This is a genomic window from Flavobacterium sp. P1_E4 (assembly GCF_056405915.1).
Map to the genome: position 1 here is coordinate 323756 of NZ_JBFUBE010000001.1, position 21806 is coordinate 345561.

Annotated in this window: 17 protein-coding genes; 15 read left to right on the top strand and 2 right to left on the bottom strand. The window is 34.1% G+C overall.

Going from position 1 to position 21806, the window contains the following annotated elements:
* The first annotated feature begins 9 nt into the window (after positions 1-9).
* The 10 genes from AC1DY0_RS01350 to AC1DY0_RS01395 all read left to right on the top strand — a co-directional run bounded on the left by AC1DY0_RS01350 (position 10) and on the right by AC1DY0_RS01395 (position 12903).
* Positions 10-333 carry an ArsR/SmtB family transcription factor gene (locus AC1DY0_RS01350; RefSeq protein ID WP_477186890.1) on the top strand — a complete coding sequence of 108 codons (324 nt, stop codon included), beginning with the start codon at positions 10-12 and terminating at the stop codon, positions 331-333.
* Between the two features lie 6 nt (positions 334-339).
* Positions 340-804, top strand: coding sequence for an SRPBCC family protein (locus AC1DY0_RS01355; RefSeq protein WP_477186891.1), 465 nt, complete (start codon positions 340-342; stop codon positions 802-804).
* Between the two features lie 7 nt (positions 805-811).
* Complete coding sequence (locus AC1DY0_RS01360) at positions 812-1192, top strand: DoxX family protein (RefSeq protein ID WP_477186892.1); 381 nt, start codon at positions 812-814, stop codon at positions 1190-1192.
* Positions 1193-1425: 233 nt separating this feature from the next.
* Positions 1426-3726 (top strand): DNA topoisomerase 3, encoded by a 2301-nt coding sequence (locus AC1DY0_RS01365; RefSeq protein ID WP_477186893.1) that lies wholly within the window; start codon positions 1426-1428, stop codon positions 3724-3726.
* Between the two features lie 313 nt (positions 3727-4039).
* A complete protein-coding gene (locus AC1DY0_RS01370) occupies positions 4040-4528 on the top strand; it encodes a DUF6265 family protein (protein WP_477186894.1) in 489 nt (162 codons plus the stop codon).
* Positions 4529-4734: 206 nt separating this feature from the next.
* Entirely contained in the window at positions 4735-7167 is a 2433-nt protein-coding gene (locus AC1DY0_RS01375; protein WP_477186895.1) for a TonB-dependent receptor domain-containing protein, read from the top strand.
* Between the two features lie 60 nt (positions 7168-7227).
* Positions 7228-8364 (top strand): PepSY-associated TM helix domain-containing protein, encoded by a 1137-nt coding sequence (locus AC1DY0_RS01380; protein ID WP_477186896.1) that lies wholly within the window; start codon positions 7228-7230, stop codon positions 8362-8364.
* 197 nt (positions 8365-8561) lie between these two features.
* A complete protein-coding gene (locus AC1DY0_RS01385) occupies positions 8562-10796 on the top strand; it encodes a TonB-dependent siderophore receptor (RefSeq protein WP_477186897.1) in 2235 nt (744 codons plus the stop codon).
* A 90-nt stretch (positions 10797-10886) separates the two neighbouring features.
* Positions 10887-11435, top strand: a complete 549-nt coding sequence (locus AC1DY0_RS01390) for a PepSY-associated TM helix domain-containing protein (RefSeq protein WP_477186898.1) — start codon at positions 10887-10889, stop codon at positions 11433-11435.
* Positions 11436-11577: 142 nt separating this feature from the next.
* A complete protein-coding gene (locus AC1DY0_RS01395) occupies positions 11578-12903 on the top strand; it encodes an APC family permease (RefSeq protein ID WP_477186899.1) in 1326 nt (441 codons plus the stop codon).
* A 74-nt stretch (positions 12904-12977) separates the two neighbouring features.
* Here the strand turns inward: AC1DY0_RS01395 and AC1DY0_RS01400 are convergent, their stop codons facing one another.
* The gene (locus tag AC1DY0_RS01400) at positions 12978-15611 is read right to left on the bottom strand and encodes a valine--tRNA ligase (protein ID WP_477186900.1); all 2634 of its coding nucleotides are present in this window, start codon (positions 15609-15611) and stop codon (positions 12978-12980) included.
* A gap of 251 nt (positions 15612-15862) precedes the next feature.
* Between AC1DY0_RS01400 and AC1DY0_RS01405 the strand changes: the two genes are divergently transcribed.
* Positions 15863-16252, top strand: a complete 390-nt coding sequence (locus AC1DY0_RS01405; protein WP_477186901.1) for a DUF1573 domain-containing protein — start codon at positions 15863-15865, stop codon at positions 16250-16252.
* Positions 16253-16297: 45 nt separating this feature from the next.
* On the opposite strand, the gene AC1DY0_RS01410 is transcribed toward AC1DY0_RS01405, so the two are convergent.
* A complete protein-coding gene (locus tag AC1DY0_RS01410) occupies positions 16298-17629 on the bottom strand; it encodes a PDZ domain-containing protein (protein WP_477186902.1) in 1332 nt (443 codons plus the stop codon).
* Positions 17630-17755: 126 nt separating this feature from the next.
* On the opposite strand from AC1DY0_RS01410, the gene AC1DY0_RS01415 reads away from it, so the two are divergent.
* From AC1DY0_RS01415 to cysS, 4 genes are all read left to right on the top strand, one after another.
* Complete coding sequence (locus tag AC1DY0_RS01415; RefSeq protein WP_477186903.1) at positions 17756-18952, top strand: pyridoxal phosphate-dependent aminotransferase; 1197 nt, start codon at positions 17756-17758, stop codon at positions 18950-18952.
* Between the two features lie 188 nt (positions 18953-19140).
* Positions 19141-19812, top strand: a complete 672-nt coding sequence (gene folE / locus AC1DY0_RS01420; RefSeq protein ID WP_477186904.1) for a GTP cyclohydrolase I FolE — start codon at positions 19141-19143, stop codon at positions 19810-19812.
* Positions 19813-19859: 47 nt separating this feature from the next.
* Positions 19860-20255, top strand: a complete 396-nt coding sequence (locus AC1DY0_RS01425; RefSeq protein ID WP_477186905.1) for a four helix bundle protein — start codon at positions 19860-19862, stop codon at positions 20253-20255.
* Between the two features lie 48 nt (positions 20256-20303).
* Positions 20304-21782 (top strand): cysteine--tRNA ligase, encoded by a 1479-nt coding sequence (gene cysS / locus AC1DY0_RS01430; protein ID WP_477186906.1) that lies wholly within the window; start codon positions 20304-20306, stop codon positions 21780-21782.
* Positions 21783-21806 lie beyond the last annotated feature (24 nt).

Sequence of the window (21806 nt, forward strand, 5' to 3'; positions counted from 1 at the left end):
AACTACACAATGAATTTAAGAAGAGATGTTTTCCAGGCCATAGCAGATCCAACAAGAAGATCCATTTTATTATTGGTTACTGCTCAATCAATGACAGCAGGCGCAATAGCCTCAAACTTCGACACAGCAAGACCTACTGTTTCAAAGCACTTGCAAATACTTACCGAGTGTGAATTATTGAAACAAGAACAAAAAGGCAGAGAAATTTATTATCATATTAATCCCCAAAAAATGAAAGAAGTCGATGTATTCATTGAACCCTTTCGAAAACTGTGGGACGATCGATTCAATAAATTAGAGGCAATCATGAAAGAATACAAATCAAAAAAATAAAATAAAATGGAAGCAAAAACTAAAGTCACTGCCGAAGAAGGTAAACAGGACTTAACGATAACAAGGGAGTTTGATTTACCGTTGGAGTTGCTTTTCAAAGCCTATTCTGAACCCGAACTTGTTGAACAATGGATGGGAACAAATGTGCTTAAGTATGATAATCAAAAACACGGCAGCTACCAATTTGAAACAAAACATCAGGGAAATGTGGTGTTTCGTGCCAATGGTACAATTCATGAGTTTATTCAAAATCAAAGAATCACGCGAACCTTTGAAATGGAAACCGCTTCTTTTGGAGTACAGCTCGAAATTCATCAATTTGAAAAAATCACTGACAACACCAGTAAAATAATCATTCACACCATTTTTGAAAGTGTTGCAGTCCGAGACCAATTATTGAAATTGCCATTTTCGCAAGGCATCAATATGGCACATAACCGTTTACAAGAAATAGTAAATAACTTAAAATAGCATAAAAATGAAAAACACAAACAAAATAATTTATTGGATTTCCACAGCCCTTTTGTCTTTTGGAATGTTAGGAAGCGGCATATCTCAACTTTTTCATGTAAAAGAAATGGATGAATTAATTACACATGTTGGTTATCCCTTATATTTCATGTACATCATTGGCGTATGGAAAATTCTTGGTGTTATAGCCATTTTAATTCCTAACTTCAAATTATTAAAAGAATGGGCTTATGCGGGTTTCTTTTTTTTGATGACTGGTGCGCTACTATCACATCTATTTATGGGTGATGCCGGAAAAGCAATATTCGGGCCACTTTTTCAGACCATTTTCATAATTCTTTCTTGGTATTTCAGACCTGCGGACAGAAAGTTAATTTCTACGAATTAACAAACGAACGCTACCCTCATAAATATCTCTAAGTTAAATAATATTTTTTCACACAAAGAAACAGACACGCAAAGTCCAGAACCAATTTCTTTGCGTCTCTGCGCCTTTGCTAGATTAAAAAGCTTAGAATCATAGAGCCTCAGTTACTTAGCAACTAAACCCACAATCTTAAAATTTCATTTCAATACCAATTTCTAAATTCCTAATTTGCGCCTTCAAATCAGTAGTAGAAAATGAAGGTCTGTATTGCCGAAAAACCAAGTGTAGCACGCGAAATCGCATCCGTTTTGGGAGCCAATACCAAGCACGATGGATATTTCGAAGGTAATGGCTATCAGGTTACTTATACCTTTGGACATTTATGTACCTTAAAAGAACCTAACGATTACAAACCCAATTGGAAAAGTTGGGATTTGAACAACCTGCCTATGCTTCCCGAAAAATTTGAGACCAAAGTGGTCCAAAATTCGGGAATTCAAAAACAATTTAGAATTGTAAAAGGTCTATTTGACAAAGCAGAATTGGTCATAAACTGCGGGGATGCTGGACAAGAAGGGGAACTCATTCAGCGTTGGGTAATGAATGAAGCCAATTATAAAGGTGAAGTACAACGCTTATGGATTTCGTCCCTAACCACCGAAGCCATCAAAGAGGGTTTTGAAAACCTGAAACCATCCGCTAACTACGATAATTTATATTATGCCGGATTTTCCAGAGCCATTGGCGACTGGTTACTCGGTATGAATGCCACCCGTTTGTATACCGTAAAACACGGTGGGTACAAACAAGTTTTGTCTATTGGAAGAGTACAAACCCCAACACTGGCAATGGTAGTTGACCGATTCAAAGAAATTGAGAATTTCAAACCTCAACCCTATTGGGAATTGCAGACTTTATACAGAGAAACGCTTTTCAGCTATGAGGAAGGGCGCTTCTTGAAAAAAGAAGATGGGGAAATTTTGGCCAATAAAGTCAAGGAAAGCGAGTTTGAAATTGTTTCCGTTGATAAAAAGAATGGCAATGAATATGCTCCTAAACTATTTGATTTAACAGGTTTACAAGTCTATTGTAATACAAAATTTGGATTTTCAGCAGATGAAACGCTTAAAATTGTTCAAACTTTATACGAACAAAAAGTAGTGACTTACCCGAGAGTAGACACCACATTTTTGCCAAACGATATCTACCCAAAAGTGCCTGGAATTTTGCAAAAACTAACCAATTATTTTGAGCTGACACAACCTCTTTTAGAAAAAAAGATTAAAAAATCACCCAAGGTTTTCAACGATAAAAAAGTAACCGATCACCACGCGATCATTCCTACGGGAGTGCAAAGCAATTTGCAATACAATCAGCAACAAGTGTATGATATAATTGTAAAACGTTTTATTGCCGTGTTCTATGACGATTGTTTGGTAGCCAATACCACAGTCATCGGAAAAGCGGCTGATGTACTATTCAAAACCACAGGAAAAGAAATCTTAAAAAAAGGATTTCGCGTAGTTTTTGAAGACCCAAATGCCAAAGAAAAAGAAGCCGATATATTGCCAAGTTTTGTCGTAGGCGAAAAAGGCACGCACGTACCTTCCTTTTTAGAAAAAGAAACCAAACCGCCCAATCAGTTTACGGAAGCTACCTTATTGCGCGCTATGGAAACCGCAGGCAAGCAAGTCGATGATGAAGATTTACGAGAATTGATGAAAGAAAACGGTATTGGGCGTCCGTCAACACGAGCCAATATTATTGAAACGCTTTTCAAACGCCAATACATCGTTCGAAACAAAAAACAGGTATTACCAACACCAACGGGAATTCAACTGATTGACACCATTCAAAATGAATTAATAAAGTCGGCTGAACTCACGGGGTCTTGGGAAAAGCAATTGAAAGACATTGAAAAAGGGACTTATACTGCCGGTGCGTTTATCATCAATATGAAACGCATGGTAGAAGCTTTGGTCTATGAAGTCCGAAGCGAAACCAGGCGTGCCAATATTTCGCATGCTGGAAGTATTCAAAAACAAGAAGTTGCGGTTGAAAAAAAGAAAGCGGCAGGAATTTTAGCAGAAGTCTGTCCGAAATGCAAAAAAGCAACGCTCGTAAAAGGAAAATCCGCTTATGGATGCGCCGACTATAAAGCGGGCTGTCATTTTGTATTGCCTTATACTTTTGCGGAGAAAAAAATATCAGAGAATCAATATTTACGATTGCTTCAAAAAGGCTCAACCGTAAATTTGAAAGACTTTAAAACCGATTCTGGAGCTGTGGAAGGTTTACTCCGCTTCGATGAAAATTTCAAACTGATATTAGAACCAAAGAAAACAATCGAGAAAGCGGAAAAACCAGCGTCGGATTCATTGGCCTGTCCGAAATGTAAAAAAGGAACAGTCTTGAAAGGAAAAACCGCCTACGGTTGTGGTGATTATAAATTAGGTTGTGATTTTAAAGTGACATTTGATGTGGTTAGGGAAAAACTTAAAGATCAAAAGCCTACCAAAGAACTGGTTTATTCTATTTTGAATGAAAGCGTTTGATAGCAACTGGACAGCTATAAAAATGTAAGCACCAAATACACAAAATTTATTTTTTTTAAAATCATTTTTCCAGAATCTAAATCCGCAATATTGTCATCCCGAGGTACGAGGGAACCCCACAAGTAACTCGTCAATCCAAATCAAAAAATGATTCACTCTACAAATAAGAATTTTCAAAACATAATAGTTAATAAGGAATTATTATAGTGGAGATCCTTCCTTCGTCAGGATGACAATATTGTGGACATCCTTTGTGCGAACTCTATTTTTTCATAAATTAGCTCATTCAAAATAACACCAAATATTTACGCAAATGTTTCAAAAAACAACTCTTTTACTGCTTTTGTTAGCTATAGTTTCCTGTAAAAACTCTGAAGCAACCGAGAAAGACCAAATAAAAACGGCCAACTGGTTACTGGGAAAATGGAGTACTAAAACAGCTGATGGTGATCTTTCCGAGAATTGGAAGCAACTAAACGACAGTACTTTTCAAGCCGAATCCTTTTTCATCAAGGGCAAGGACACTTTGCATTTTGAATCCATAGTATTACAGCAAAAAGGAGAAGACTTATTCTATAACGCCACCGTAAAAGGACAAAACGAGAACAAAGCTGTTGCATTTAAACTCACAACTAAAACCCAAAAACAATTGGTTTTTGAAAACCCAAAACATGACTATCCACAAAAAATAACCTATACACTAATTAACAAAGACAGCCTTGTCACATCTATTTCTGGAGTCCAATTGGGAAAACCAAGCTCCGAAAAATTCGGAATGAAAAAAGATTCAATAGTAAAATAACAACTTTTATCTTACTAAAAACCAACCTTGCTATAAAACAGCAAGGTTTTTTTATGCTCTAAAACCTACTATATCATTGACTTAAAATATTTATTTATAATTAATCTAAATAAATACTATTAAATTAAGTATAATTTTTACATTTGCTTTATTCTTATTTATTCTAAATAAGGATAATAAATTTTAAAAACTTTATATCTTAATCTATGAAATATTTGAATCAACAATTACCCCTATTTAAATTGCTCTTATGTCTATTTATCCTTTCCACAGCTACCACTTTTGCCCAAAGTGCAGGAAGCCTAAAAGGAACCGTTCAAACCAATGACAATAAACCTGCAGAAGGAGTTTCAGTTACTGTAAAAGAATTAAACAGGACAACCATCGCCGACAATAACGGTGTTTTTACAATCAAAAGCATACCAGCTGGTAGCTATACAATAATAGTAACACTAGTTGGTAACAATGATGTCCAACAAAACGTAACAATTGTGGATGGTGAAACTGCAACCTTAGATATCAATCTTTCTTTATCAAATAATGAATTGAACCAAGTGGTTGTTTTAAGTAACAAAAGTGTTTTTAAAACCAACCGTGTTTCTTCTTCACTTCGTTTGCAATCTCCTATTATAGAAATCCCGCAGAACATACAAGTTGTAACAGGAAAACTAATTCAAGATCAACAAATTAACAACATGCTTGAAGGTGTAACCCGTAACGTGAGTGGAGCTACACGTGTAGAGCATTGGGATAATTATGCCAATATTACGATGAGAGGTAGCCAAGTTGCTGCTTTCAGAAATGGTATGAACGTGAGTACAACTTGGGGTCCGTTAACGGAAGACATGAGTATGGTAGAGCGAATCGAATTTGTAAAAGGTCCAGCAGGATTTATGCTATCAAACGGAAACCCAAGTGGTTTTTATAATGTGGTAACTAAAAAACCAAGTGGAAGAAACAAAGGAGAAGCAAGTTTGTCGTTGGGTAGTTATGGAATGTATAGAGGTACAGTCGATTTTGACGGTAAATTAACTAAAAACGGAAAACTCTTGTACCGTTTCAATGCGATGGGAGAAACCAAAGATAGATATCGTGATTTTGATTTTAATGACCGCTATACTTTTGCACCTGTATTAAAATATTTATTTACAGACAAAACTTCTGTAACACTTGAATATACACAACAATTTTCTAAAGTAAACGCAATTGGTAGTAACTATGTTTATGCCAAACACGGTTACGAAGAATTACCAAGAAGCTTTACTACATCAGAGAAAGAATTAGATCCTACACAAATGCTGGAAAGAAGTCTTTTAGGAATTTTTGAACATAGCATAAATGACAAATGGAAAATTACCGCCCAAGGTTCATACTTAAATTACGAACAAGAAGGAATGTCTTTGTGGCCAGCTGGTTTTGATCCTAACAATGATGCAATCCTTAAAAGAGCTGGTGGAAACTGGGATATTTTAGGAAAAATATATGTTGGACAAGCTTATGTAAATGGTCAGGCTCAAACTGGAACTGTTTCACACAAAATATTAGCAGGATTTGACACAAGTGATAAAACCTATTATCATGACTGGTCACAATATTTTGCGTTACCCGATTTAGACATTTATAATCCTGTGCATGGTATACCAGCTTCTCCAAAATTTGACAGAAGCAAAGACATGGAAGACAGAGGCGTAAAATATTATAATAACTATAAAGGATTTTATGCCCAAGATGAATTAGGATTCTTAGACAATACACTTCGTTTAACATGGGCAGGACGATATACTATACTAAAAGCTGGAGATGTATATTCAGGAAGCTCAACAAATAAAAAATTCACGCCTCGTGTTGGTTTGAGTTATTCATTTGACAAAAACACATCTGCATATTCTGTACGAGATGAATCTTTTACAGAAAATTACGGAAGTGATTGGCAAGGAAAAAGCTTTAGTCCTCAAACAGGAACAAACGAGGAATTAGGTTTCAAAAGAGACTGGTTAAACGGAAAATGGAATTCTACGTTCGCAGTCTATCAAATCACTACAAACAATGTACTTACATTAGATGCTGAACATTCTACAAAGCCTAATCCGATTGACCCAAATGACCCAAATAGTCCTATTGATCCAGATCTTCCAATTGGTCCAGGCAAGCAATATAGCAAAGAAGGCGGCCAGCAAAAAGTAAAAGGTTTTGAAGTTGACATTAGAGGAGAAATCTTTAAAAACTTAGATGTTGTTGTAAATTATGCTTTCACAGAAGGAAAAACAACCAAAGATACCGACCCAAATATGGTAGGGAATCAAATTCCAGGAAGTACAAAGCATATTCAAAATACTTGGTTAAATTACAAAATAGATAATGGCTTATTTAACGGATTGGGTCTTTCATTAGGATACCAATATCAGGTAGGAAGAGCTCCTTGGTATATTTCACCTGATAACACAACTTCACTACCTGATTATTTCCGTTTGGATGGTGGTGTAACATATCAAATCAAGAAAGTATACATAAACCTTATTGTTAACAACATACTTAACAAATACTTGTATTCTGGAGGATATTACAGCTATACCGATATGTATTACTGGCAAGCTGAGGCAGGTACCAATGCAAGAGTAACTGTAAGTTATAAATTTTAAATTATTTATATTGCTTTTAACTAAACTCCTCATTAAGGTGGGGAGTTTTATCCTTTTTTAATGAAAAAAAATAGCTTAAAAAAACTGATTGGGCAACTACATTTATGGCTCGGATTATCTTCGGGGATTATTGTATTTATAATTGCCATTACGGGTTGTTTGTATGCTTTTCAGGAAGAAATACAAAATATTACCGAGGAATACCGTTTTGTAGAAAAAGAAAACAAACCCTTCCTCCCTCCTTCTCAATTGGAAGAAATTGCCAAAAAAGAACTTCCAGGCAAGGCCTTACACGCCATCAAATACAATGGAACCGAAAAATCGGCAGAAGCTATATTTTTCCATTACGAACCCACTTATTATTATATCGTTTACCTAAATCCCTATTCGGGCAAAGTACTGGAAACGGCTAATATGGAAGACGGATTTTTCAGATTTATTTTGGATGGGCATTTCTATCTTTGGCTGCCGCCCGAAATCGGACAGCCAGTTGTTGCTTCGTTCACATTAGTGTTTCTGACACTCCTGCTTTCTGGACTATATCTTTGGTATCCTCGAAACAAAAATGCGACTAAACAACGCTTTAGTTTCAAATGGAAAGAAACTACAAAGTGGAAACGCAAAAACTATGATTTGCATAATATCACTGGATTTTATATCCTTCTGATTGCGCTTATTTTTGCGATTACTGGTTTAGTTTGGGGTTTCCAATGGTTTGCTTACTCTTATTACACTGTAACTGGCGGAGAAAAATCATTGATATATGAAGATCCTATTTCAAAAAAATCTAATATGACTATAGAAAAGCATGTGGATAAAATTTGGGTCCTAATGCAAAAAGAATATCCAACGGCAAAGTCTATTGAAGTACATCCTCCAGAGAATGACAGCACAGCTATTGCAGCCAATGCCAATCCAGAAGAAGGAACTTTTTGGAAAACTGATTATCGTTATTTTGACCAATATACTTTGGAAGAAAAAGAGGTAAAACACATTTTCGGTAAATATGGAAATGCAAACACAGCCGATAAATTAATGCGCATGAATTATGATCTCCACACCGGAGCGGTTTTCGGACTTGCTGGAAAAATATTTGCTTTTTTAATCAGCTTACTCATTGCGACTCTTCCTATATCTGGATTTTATATTTGGTGGGGACGAAATAAGAAAGCCAAAAAAAATCCATTAATCAATTAAGAAGTTCTATAAAAAAAATCGTTTCCTATTAATGATTTTGCTCTAAAAAAGCAAGATTTCTTTATGCAAAATACTGACATTCAAGATTGTTAAAATTATTTTAAAATATTATTCATATTTAGTCTAAATAAGTTTGTCGAATCGAAAATGTGTATTTATATTTGCATCGTTATTTTTAATTATTCCAAATAAACAACATGAAATATATTTTACTTCCTTTAACTTTTATATTATTCTGTTTCAACAGTCAAGCTCAAGAAATAGCAAGCAATACTAACAATAATGATTTATATTATTTTTCTTCTGATTCAATAAAATCTACCACCGATACTGTTAAAAACAGAAAAGGACAAGTACTGAAAGAAGTTATTGTAACAGCTAATCAAAGAAAAAATCCGGTTAGTGTTGGAAAGTCTGGAATCAAACCAATGGACTTACCACAAAGCGTACAAGTAATCACTCAGAAAACATTAGAAAACCAACAAATCACTACCATGTCTGATTTGTTAAAAAACACCAACGGAGTTTATATCATGGGAAATTCCGGTGGTTATCAAGAAGAAATTGCTTCTCGAGGATATGCAATGGGGAGTTCTAATACATTCAAAAATGGTGTTCGTTATTTTAATGGAATGCCGACCGAAATGAGTGGAATTGAAAAAGCAGAATTCTTGAAAGGAAGTGCGGCAATATTATTTGGAAACGTTACTGCGGGTGGGGTTTTGAATTTGGTTACCAAAAAACCGAAATTCGATTTTGGTGCTGATGTATCTGTAGGAATCGGAAGTTTCGACTTATATAAAACCACTTTTGACGTTTTTGGGCCAATAGGAAATAGTAAAAAAGTAGCGTTCCGTATGAATGGTGCCAACACCCAAGCCAATAGCTTTAGAATTGGGGTAAGCTCAGAAACTAAATATGTAAATCCTTCATTTTTAGTAAATTTCAATGATAAAACTTCTCTTTTGGTAGAAGCAGACTATATAAAAGACATTAGAACTCCCGATTTTGGAGCAGGAATTATCAACTATGAATTGGTTGATTTACCAAGAAGCCGTTTTGTTGGAGTTTTATGGGGTAAAATCCAATCAGAACAAGCTTCTTTGACCGCTACATTGAGACACCAATTGTCTGAAAATTGGGACTTATCATTTATTAATTCCAATAGATTTTACGAAACCGATTTGTTTGCCAATACAAGACCAAACTCCCCAATTACTTCAATGAAAGATAACGGAGATTGGACAATGGGCTTGCAACGCTCGGAGGCAAAGGACAACTACTGGTTGCAAGAGCTGAATGCAAAAGGAAAATTCCAAACTTGGAACATCAATCATCAAGTACTTTTTGGTGCAGACCAAGACAAATACAAAACAGAAACCTTGGCTTCAACATATAAAAATCCTTTGAAATCATATAAAAACGAATACGATACCATAAATATTTTTACTACCGATTTATCGACAGCAAGAAATGACATTCCAACAATGGATAAAGTTACATTAACCAAAGCTCCAGTTCAGCGAATTGGCATATTTGCTCAAGATTTAATTAGTATCAACAAATATGTCAAAGCACTGGCAGGATTACGATACAGTTATCAGGAAACAACAAGTGATGTTTATACTTATCCTGTTGTAAACCCAAAACCAGTCGCTGAAAAAAGAATAATTTCAAAACAAATTGACGATGCTTTTTCTCCACGTTTAGGCTTAATTTTACAACCTAATAAGGACCATTCAATTTTTGCCAGCTATTCCACTTCATTTGTACCAAATGCAGGATTGGATTATTTCACCAAAGAAGCTTTGGCTCCATCAACAATCAAACAATATGAAGTTGGTATAAAAAATGAGTTTTGGGATGGACGCCTATTTGCAAATGCAACTGTTTACCAAATTGAGAATAACAACTTAGCCCAAACCTCATTGATTGATGCTACTTACAAAGAATTGGCTGGTGGTACAAAAAGTCAAGGAGTAGAAATTGATTTGGTTGCGAATCCTGTAAAGGGATTATCTATACTAGGTGGTTATAGTTTTAACGAAATAAAATACACCGATAGCAATATTTATATCGTGGGAAGTCAAATTTTATACATGCCTAAAAATACGGCCAACTTGAATTTCAATTATCATTTTGAAGACGGAAAACTAAAAGGATTAAATTTAGGATTGATCAATTCTTACGTTGGTGTTCGATATGCAGGGCGTTCTACAAATCTTACTACACCAACAGATCCAAGAAAACCGGTAAAATTACCAGAGTATTTCCAATCGGATGCGACAGTTGGATACCAATTCAAGCAAATCACAATTAGAGCTAAATTGAGTAATATCTTTAATGCTTTGAGCTATAATGTTCACGATGATAATAGCGTAAATCCAATTGCCCCTAGAAATTATGCTGTAACTTTAAATTATGCATTTTAAAAATTAAACCTTTTGCTATAGAAAGCGTCTAACTTTTACAAATACAGCTTTAATTTGTATATTCCATTTAAAAACAAATTTTGAATTCTTATGAAGAAAATTAATTTCAGAAACTTACACCGTGATTTAGGCTATTTTTATATTGGTCTTATTGTATCTTTCGCCTTTTCAGGTTTAATGATGAACCACCGAGAATCTTGGCATCCAGAAAAATACAGTACCGAAACAAAAGCCATTGAAGTAAAACTCCCAGCTGAAAGTAAAATCAACGATGACTTTGCTGAAGATTTAGGAAAAAAATTAGGTATTGATGATAAGTTTAGACGTCAAATGACCAAAAAAGGAACCTTCAAAATGTCATTTGAAAATCACGATGTAGAAATTGACATGAAAACCGGTAAAGGCGAAATTGTTTCTTTTATCAAAACCCCAATCATTAGTCAAGCGATGAAATTACATAAAAACAATTCTAATTTTTGGATTTACTATTCTGATATTTTTGCTTTGAGTTTAATCACTATTGCCTTAACAGGAACTATTATGATTAAAGCAGGGAAATTTAGCTGGAAAAATCGTGGCTGGAAACTGGCAGTGGCTGGAGTTGTATTCCCATTATTATTCTTAATTTTGTTCGGATAGAAATTCCACTTATAATAAACTTACAAACCTCGTTTAGAAATAGACGGGGTTTTTTGTTTTGTAAAAAGGAAGTCTATTTTAACTACATTTGATAATATCTCATTAATTATAACCTATCAATCCCTAATGTAACGACAAAAGCATGACAGACACCAAGAAGAACCAATTAAAAAAAAGTCTCGGATTAAGTTTTAATATTGCTGTTTTAATTGGTGGTACAATTGGCGTAGGTATTCTACGCACTCCGGGTGCTATTGCAGGGATGCTGAATAATTATTGGCTTATAATTACCTGTTGGATTTTTGGAGGAATATATATTTTAATTGGCGCCAATTCCTATGCCGAACTAGCAACAATGTTACCAAAAGCAGGTGGTTCATACAATTATATCAAAAGAGCTTTTGGAGATTATGCAGGTTTTATATCGGGTTGGTTTGATTATATAACCAATGTGGTTCCACCCGCATTTTATTGTATTGTAATTAGTGAATACATTGTTATTTTATTTCCCAATTTGGAAAGTTACTCAACAATAATTGCTATTGCCCTTTTAATTGGATTTGCCCTTATACATATCAGTGGGGTAAAAAATGGGAGTCTGATTCAGCAAATAACCAGTTTAATTAAAGTCATTTGTTTTGTGATATTAATTGTGGCTTGCTTCATGTATTCGGGAGTAAAATTAAATCCCATCGAAAAAAACAGTACTTTTTTTGAGATAGGAATTTTGTTTGGCTTTTTCAAATCACTTCAACTCATAATCGGTACTTATGACGGTTGGTATGCTGTTTGCTTTTTTGCCGAAGAAGATAAAAACCCAAGTAAAAATATTCCTAAATCATTATATACTGGATCCATACTCGTGATACTAATTTATGTATTAATCAATATTGCTTTTTTTCATGTCTTACCAGTTGCATCATTGGCCAATTCACATTTGGCAGCTGCAGATGTATCCAAAGTAGTTTTTGGTGATAAAGGAGCCATTATAGTAACCGTTATCGCCATATTATCTTTGATCAGTATTCTAAATGCCTATATGATGATACCTGCAAGAATATTGTATGGTTTGAGCCGAGATGGCTTTTTCTTTCAAAAAGGAACAACTATCAACAAAGGTGGCACTCCAATAATAGCACTTTTAATTTCTTCCCTATTTAGTTTGCTACTAATTATCATCGGTTCATTTGAGGTATTATTTTCATTTGGAACATTCATGTCCGTTATTGTTTGGGGATTAGCTTATTGCTCGCTAATAAAATTAAGGACTAAAGAACCCAATTTACTCAGACCATATCGCTCTAGGTGGTATCCTTGGTCAACTATAATCGCTATTACGGCAACATTCGGATTATTGATTGGCTTCGTTTATAGTGACACCAAAAACTTTGTAATTATAGTAATCATCACGATAATTTCCTATCCACTTTTTTTAATATTAAATCATAGAAATAAAAAGAATAAATAGCAAATCCATAAAACTAAAAAATCCCAATACTGAAATTTCAGGATTGGGATTTTTATATTTTAGAAAAAAAGTTATTATTTCAAACTAACTAAACTCTGCTCAATCGTAGCAATTTTAGAAAGTGCATCAGCTTCTTTTTGTCTTTCGTTTGCCAAAACTTTTTCTGGAGCACCATTCACAAATTTCTCATTCGAAAGTTTACTTTGAACCGATTTCAAGAATCCTTGCGTATACACCAACTCTGCAGTAAGTTTCGCTATTTCTTCCTCAACATTGATGTTTCCAGTAATCGGAATAAAATATTCATTCGATTTTACACGGAAAGACAATGCTCCATCCACTTTATCCGAAACGTATTCCAATGAAGTGATGTTCCCTAATTTGGTCACAACCGAATCAAAATAAGTTGAAGCTTTATCATTGTTTACCACTTTTAATTCGATAGTATCTTTAAATGGAATATTCTTGTCCTTACGAATTGTTCTAATTCCGGAAATCACATCGATAGTATTTTCAAAATCAGTTATTAATTGTGCATTAAAAGGTTTCATTTCTGGCCAAGTCGAAACAATTAATGCTTCCTCAGCTGTTCTTTCTGCCAATATTTGCCAAATTTCCTCTGTCAAGAAAGGCATAAATGGATGCAATAATTTCATGTTATTTTCCAACATTTCTATCGCTTTCGCAAAAGTTATGCTGTCAATTGGCTGTTGGTAAGCAGGTTTGATCATTTCCAAGAACCAAGAACAGAAATCGTCCCAAACCAATTTATAAATCCCCATCAAGGCATCTGAAATTCTGTATTTCCCAAAGTTATCCTCGATTTCCAAAAGTGTTTGTTGCAACTTAGCTTCGTACCATTCAATTGCTACTTTTGAAGATTCAGGCTGTAGAATTGCATCAGATACTTCCCAACCTTTAATCAATTTGAAAGCATTCCATATTTTGTTAGAAAATGCTTTTCCTTGATTGCATAATTCTTCGTCAAACATAATGTCGTTACCCGCAGAAGCACTCAAAAGCAATCCCACACGAACTCCATCAGCACCAAACTTTTCAATTAACTCTAAAGGCTCAGGCGAATTTCCCAAAGATTTAGACATTTTACGTCTCTGTTTATCACGAACTAATCCCGTTAAATACACATTAGTAAAAGGTTTTTTTCCTGTATATTCATAACCGGCAATAATCATTCTCGCAACCCAGAAAAATAAAATGTCTGGTCCCGTTACTAAATCATTGGTTGGATAATAGTATTTAAAATCTTCACTTTCCGGATCCATAATTCCACCAAAAACCGACATTGGCCACAACCAAGAAGAAAACCAAGTATCAAGTGCATCAACATCTTGTTTAAGGTCGTTGGTCGTAAGTTGTTGGTTATTGGTTCTTTCTTTAGCCAAAACTAAAGCTTCTTCAATGTTTTCAGCAACTACAAAATCTTCTTTTCCGTCTCCATAATAATAAGCTGGAATTTGTTGTCCCCACCACAATTGACGAGAAATGTTCCAATCACGAATATTGTTTAACCAATGTGCGTAAGTGTTATCAAAACGCTTTGGGTGTAATTTAATGTCGCCATCTTCTAAAACAGATTTGATTGCTGGTTTTACCAAATCTTCCATTTTCAAGAACCATTGGTCAGACAAACGAGGTTCAATCACCGCTTTGGTTCTTTCAGAAGTTCCTACTTTATTAAGATGTGTTTCAGTTTTAGCCAAATCACCATTCGATTCTAATTCTTTTACAATTTCGGAACGAACAACAAAACGATCTTTCCCTTGATAATGCAATCCAAAACTATTTAGCGTAGCATCATCATTGAAAATATCAATAATTTCCAAGTTATGTTTCTCTCCTAACGTTTTATCATTCATATCGTGAGCCGGAGTAACTTTCAAACAACCCGTTCCAAACTCAACATCTACATATTCATCTTCGATAATCGGAATCACTCTGCCACAAATAGGAACAATCGCTTTTTTACCTTTCAAATGAGTAAAACGTTCATCATTTGGATTGATACAAATAGCTGTATCCCCAAAAATAGTTTCTGGACGTGTAGTTGCAACTGTTAAGAAATCTTCACTCCCTTCAATTTTATATTTTAGGAAATATAATTTCCCTTGTTGTTCTTCGTATATAACTTCTTCATCAGACAAAGTCGTTTTAGCTTCAGGATCCCAATTCACCATTCTATAACCACGATAAATCAAACCTTTGTTGTATAAATCCACAAAAGATCGAATTACAGATGCAGACATATCCGGATCCATTGTAAACTTAGTACGTTCCCAATCACAAGAACAACCCAACTGTTTCAATTGGTCAAGAATAACCCCTCCATATTTATCAGTCCATTCCCAAGCATGTTTCAAGAACTCTTCGCGTGTTAAATCATTTTTATTGATTCCTTCCGCTTTCAATTTGGCAACTACCTTAGCTTCTGTAGCAATCGAGGCGTGATCCGTTCCAGGAACCCAACAAGCATTGAAACCTTTTAAACGTGCTCTTCTAATCAATACATCCTGAATTGTATTATTGAGCATGTGTCCCATGTGCAACACTCCGGTTACATTAGGAGGAGGAATTACAATGGAGTAAGGTGTCCTATGGTCTGGCTCCGAATGAAAATAATTATTTTTCATCCAATACGCATACCATTTATTCTCGATAGTTTTAGCGTCAAATTGTGCTGGAATTGTCATTTTATTGTGGATTCGTTGAATTGTTTATTCGTTTAAGTGTTTATTCGTTGATTTGTTTATTGGATTGTTTATCATAATTAAATAAACGAATAAACACTTAAACGAATAAACCTTTTCACTTTGGTTTGATTTTTGATATTCATATAAAAAGCAAAAGTAAATAATTAAGCACAGTATAAAAAGAGAAATAAAAAATTGTGCATTAATTAAAACATACTATATTTACTATGCCTACTAAAACAACTAAGAATATGAAAAATATTACAGCTTTTATCGTTTTGCTTTTTTTTAGCAACATTGGCTTTACACAAAGTGGTCCAAAAATCAACATTCTTCAAGCAGAAAACACGGTTGATTATGGAAAAGTGTACAAATCAAGTGACAATGGTGTTCGAAGTTTTACATTTACCAATACAGGTGACGCACCTTTAAATGTAACTGGAATACAATCTACGGCAAGTTGTACAATATTATACAAACCTAGCCAGGCAATTGCTCCAGGAAAATCAGACCGAATTGAAATAAAATACAACATGGTTCCCGGTCCAATCCGTAAAACCATTACTTTAGAGACCAATGCAGTAAACTACGAAGAAGGTCGAGTACCATTAAAAATTAAAGGAGAAGTACTCACAAACTAAAATAATTTCATTAAAAAACGCTTTTAAAACAAAAGCGTTTTTTTTTTATAAAATATCATGTAATTGGAAGGCAAATTTCAATATTTGATTGTTTCGTTCTACTTCCAAATAAATCCATTTATCCTCATCCGATTTAAACATTTCATTTAATTTTTGTAATGAATATCGATATGCTGGTGATTTATTAATTGAAATAATAATGTCTCCTACCTGCAAGCCAGAATCTGCTGCAGGTGATTTTTTCCGGATGTTAGCAATCTCATATATTGGTTTGAGTTGAAACTTATATTTAAAATCATTAGTTATATTTTTCCCGCTACTATCAAATGTAATTGCCCCTGACAAAGGAACAGTCTCCAACTTTACAGTTTCTTGAACCCATTGCAAACCATTGTGTTTTATTTCAATACCACTCTTATTATAGGTAAATGGCTCATTGAAATTGGAGTTTTTCTTCAAATACAGTTTCTCATTTTTATAATCAAAAATTACCGAAAAACGTTTTAAAATTTCACCACCAACGGACCCAACTCGGTTTTGAACCATGCGAACACTTTTTATGGAACTGGAATCTGGAAATGCAACAATCGGAGATTTAAAGTCATATTTATCAAATGAAAACTCAGAGATTCTAGCTCTTTTCCCTTCAATATCACCACTAAATCCCTTCCCTAAAAAATCTTCAAAATTTTTAGCTGGCACTTTAATTTGTTCAGACAAGTTTTGAAAAAGCCAAATCGAATCACTGTTTCCTATATCAATCAATAATTTGACGTCCACAGCTGACTTATCCATAATAACATTACCTATCAAATAAGGTTTAAATTTCTCAATTGTAATTGGAACTGCGCTAAATTTTTTTTCAATATTCTGTCTTTTTTCCTCCTCATTCTTATAAATCGTTATCTTTTTACTAGCATAATCAACACGAATCAAATTATCTTTGAAGAATTGGTATCCAATAATACCGTTTACTGGAATTCCAATTTGAGAAGACAGATTAAAACTCTGATCCAAAATAACATAAATAAGTTGGTGATGAGATCTCAAGCCATTTAATTCCAGAATATTATTGGTGGTTTTCAAACCTTCAATAGCGTCTTCACTACCCAAACCCTTCAAAGTTATTTTTTCAGTATTATAAAAATTGACATCCGGATTATCCTCCAAGCTAAAAAGAATAGTTTCCTCAACACCTGTATCCAAAAGAAAATTCAACTCTACCCCGTTTACTTTTATAGGAATAAGAACTAAATTATTAATTAAGACTATTGGTACGGTTACTTTTTCGATTCCTTTGTCAAACACAAAACTATCCTGAGCAAAAACAGGCATTATTGATATTAATAAAAGAAAAAATATACATTTTTTTTCCATTTAGTTATATTTCTATATTATTACCCAATTATACGATAATAATCAACTAAAAACAACAAAATAGACGCATTGTTTACAGTGATTTTGGAAAATAAATTGCAAATTTGCACCTCAAATTTTACAATCATGCCTGAAATTTCAATCAGAGGTCGAAGAATGCCGGAATCGCCAATCCGAAAATTGGCTCCATATGCAGATATAGCTAAAAAAAAGGGACATAAGGTATATCATTTAAACATTGGACAACCCGATATAAAAAGTCCCGAAATTGCCATCCAAGCGATAAAAAACATTGATTTAACTATCATCGAATATGGCCCTTCTGCTGGATATGAAAGTTACCGAAAAAAACTAGCTCAATTTTACACCAAACAAGATGTGAAAGTAGGCTACGAAGATATAATGATAACTACAGGAGGTTCTGAAGCACTTTTGTTTGCTCTTGGAAGTATCATGGATCCAGGAGATGAAGTCATCATTCCTGAACCTTTTTATGCTAATTATAGTGCTTTTTCAGAAGAATCAAGTGCAAAAGTAGTACCTGTAATTTCTAATATTGAAAGTGGATTTACATTACCAACAATTGAAGAATTTGAAAAAGCAATTACGCCAAAAACAAAAGCTATCTTAATTTGTAACCCAAATAATCCAACAGGCTATTTATATTCAGAATCTGAAATTAAACAACTGGGAGAATTGGTTAAAAAACATGATTTGTTTTTAATAGCAGACGAAGTATATCGTGAGTTCATATATGACGAAAGAGACCATCACTTTTCTGTAATGAATCTACAAGGAATCGAACAAAACGTAATCATGATTGATTCGGTTTCTAAAAGATATAGCATGTGTGGCGCACGTATTGGCTGTATGGTAACAAAAAATAGAGAAGTTATTGCTGCCGCAATGAAATTTGCACAAGCTCGTTTATGCCCACCAACAATCGAACAAATTGCTTGTGAAGCTGCAATTGACACACCTCAAAGTTATTTTGACGAAGTAATAGTTGAATACAAAGAACGAAGAGATATTTTAATTAGCGAATTGAACAAAATAGATGGTGTAATCGTAAAGACTCCAAAAGCTTCTTTTTATTGCATCGCTCAATTGCCTATTGATAATGCAGATGTTTTTGCGCAATGGCTTTTAGAAAAATATGAATTAAATGGTGAAACAGTAATGATAGCTCCTGCTGCAGGATTCTATTCGACTCCGGGTGTCGGTTTAAACCAGGTTCGTATTGCTTATGTTTTGAAAAAAGAAGATTTAATCAGTGCCGTTCATATTTTAAAAGAAGCAATTAGCGTTTATAATTCAAAATAAAATTACCTTATAATTTCAAAAAGGCAATAGCATTCAAATGGTATTGCCTTTTTTGCTTTAATATCGAATTAATCAATCTTTTCATCAATTTTTGCTATAATTAAAACCCGAAACGATAGAAAATGTTTGCTTTTTATTAATTATCTTTACCCCTTAAAAATAGACACTCATAATAATAGTACCTTTTAATGATAAACAACGAAGAATTTCAAGACGAAATAGGAAACAATCATATTAGTACCAATGCCAAAAATCCAGTAAGAGAGGACGCATTTGCCATTACAGATGAAGAAAAGATTGAAAAAATAAAAAAAGATGTTGAAAACATTCTATTGACATTGGGAATGGATTTGACGGATGATAGCATGAAAGGAACTCCTAATCGTGTAGCCAAAATGTTTGTAAAAGAAATATTTGGCGGATTAAATCCTGACAAAAAACCAAAAGCCTCCACTTTTGAAAACAATTATAGATATGGAGAAATGCTAGTTGAAAAAAACATTACACTCTACTCTACCTGCGAACACCATTTATTACCTATCATCGGAAGAGCGCATGTTGCTTACATTTCTAGTGGAAGAGTTATTGGTCTTTCAAAAATGAATCGTATCGTAGAACATTACGCCAAAAGACCTCAAGTACAAGAACGCTTAACGATGCAAATTGTTCAAGAACTTCAACAAGCTCTTGGTACAGAAGATGTCGCTTGTGTAATTGACGCTAAACACCTTTGCGTGAATTCAAGAGGAATTAAAGATATCGAAAGCAGTACTGTAACTTCTGAATTTGGTGGAAAATTCAAAGATCCACAAACTAAAAGAGAGTTTTTGGACTATATCAAATTGGATACTAGTTTTTAAATTATTGTTTAATCGTTAATTAGTTTAATTGTTAAATCGAAATAAATATGTATGTTTTTTCATTCGAAAAACTTGACGTTTGGCAAAATTCTAGAGAATTTGTTTTAGCAATATATAAACTGACTAATAATTTTCCATCAAGTGAAATTTATGGCATTACTTCCCAAATAAAAAGAAGTTCATCATCTATTGCTACAAATATAGCGGAAGGAACTTCTAGAAATACAAATAAAGACAAAGCTCATTTCCTTACTATTTCATATTCTTCGGCAACAGAAACATTAAATCATCTAATAATTTCAAAAGACCTTGATTATATTACTGAAGAAGAATATTTACTTTGTAGAGAAAAACTTGAAAAAATTTGTAATCAAATTAATAGTTTAAAAAAATATTATCTTTCACAAGAATCAACATCAACCAGTAAAGCGTTAAATCAATAAACCAACACGGATAAACGATTAAACAAATTAACGATTAAACAAAACTTCATGTCCTTATATAAAAGTCAGACCTTAAAAATATACAATTCTCTTTCTGGAGAAAAAGAAACATTTACACCAATTAACGAAGGAAATGTGGGGATGTATGTATGTGGACCAACGGTTTACAGCAATGTGCATCTGGGAAATGTGAGAACTTTTATGTCTTTTGATGTAATATTTAGATACTTATTGCATTTGGATTATAAAGTCCGTTATGTTCGTAACATTACGGATGTGGGACATATTGTGGACGATGTGGATGAAGGTGAAGATAAAATTGCCAAAAAAGCGCGTTTGGAACAACTCGAACCAATGGAAGTTGTACAACGCTATACGGTCGATTTCCATGATATTTTGAATGCATTTAACTTTTTGCCTCCTAGCATTGAACCAACGGCAACGGGACATATTATTGAGCAAATTGAAATCATAAAAACCATTATTGACAAAGGAATTGGTTACGAAGCCAATGGATCTGTTTATTTTGATGTGGTTAAATTCAATGAAACCAATAATTACGGTGTATTAAGCGGTCGTAATATTGAAGATATGCTAGCCAATACCCGTGATCTTGACGGACAATCGGACAAAAGAAATCCACAGGATTTTGCGCTTTGGAAGAAAGCCGAACCGCAACATATTATGCGTTGGCCTTCACCGTGGAGCGATGGATTTCCGGGTTGGCACTTAGAATGTACCGCGATGAGCACTAAATATTTGGGCAATCATTTTGATATTCACGGTGGCGGAATGGATTTGAAATTCCCACATCATGAATGTGAAATTGCACAAAATGAAGCTTGTACTGGACACACTCCCGTAAACTACTGGATGCATGCCAATATGCTTACTTTGAACGGTAAAAAAATGGCCAAATCTACTGGAAACAATATTTTACCCGGAGAGATTTTAACTGGAGATAATGCTTTTTTGAGCAAAGCTTTTTCGGCATCAGTAGCACGTTTTTTCATGTTACAGGCGCACTACAGAAGCATTCTTGATTTCTCTGACGAAGCCATCATTGCTGCCGAAAAAGGATATAAAAGATTGATGGAAGCAATGGAATCTTTAAAAAGTATTTCTGCAAGCGCAACCAGTTCAATAGATATTGCCAGTTGGAAACAATTGTGTTATGATGCTATGAATGACGATTTCAATTCGCCAATTCTTATTGCGCAATTATTTGAAGGAGTTCGTTTTATTAATTTATTAAAAGACGAAAAAGAGACTTTAAATACAGCCGATTTGAAATTATTCATAACAACCATGCAAGCTTTTGTGTTTGATGTTTTGGGATTGGAAGAAGAAAAAGCCAATGGTAATACTGATAAATTAGAGGGCGTTGTAAATATGCTTATCGGCATGCGTAAACAAGCAAGAGATAATAAAGATTTTGCATTATCTGATCAAATTCGTGACCAATTAATAGCTTTGGGTATTCAATTAAAAGACGGAAAAGAAGGCACGAGTTTTAGTATTCAATAAGCAGACAGTAAATTAGCGGGCATT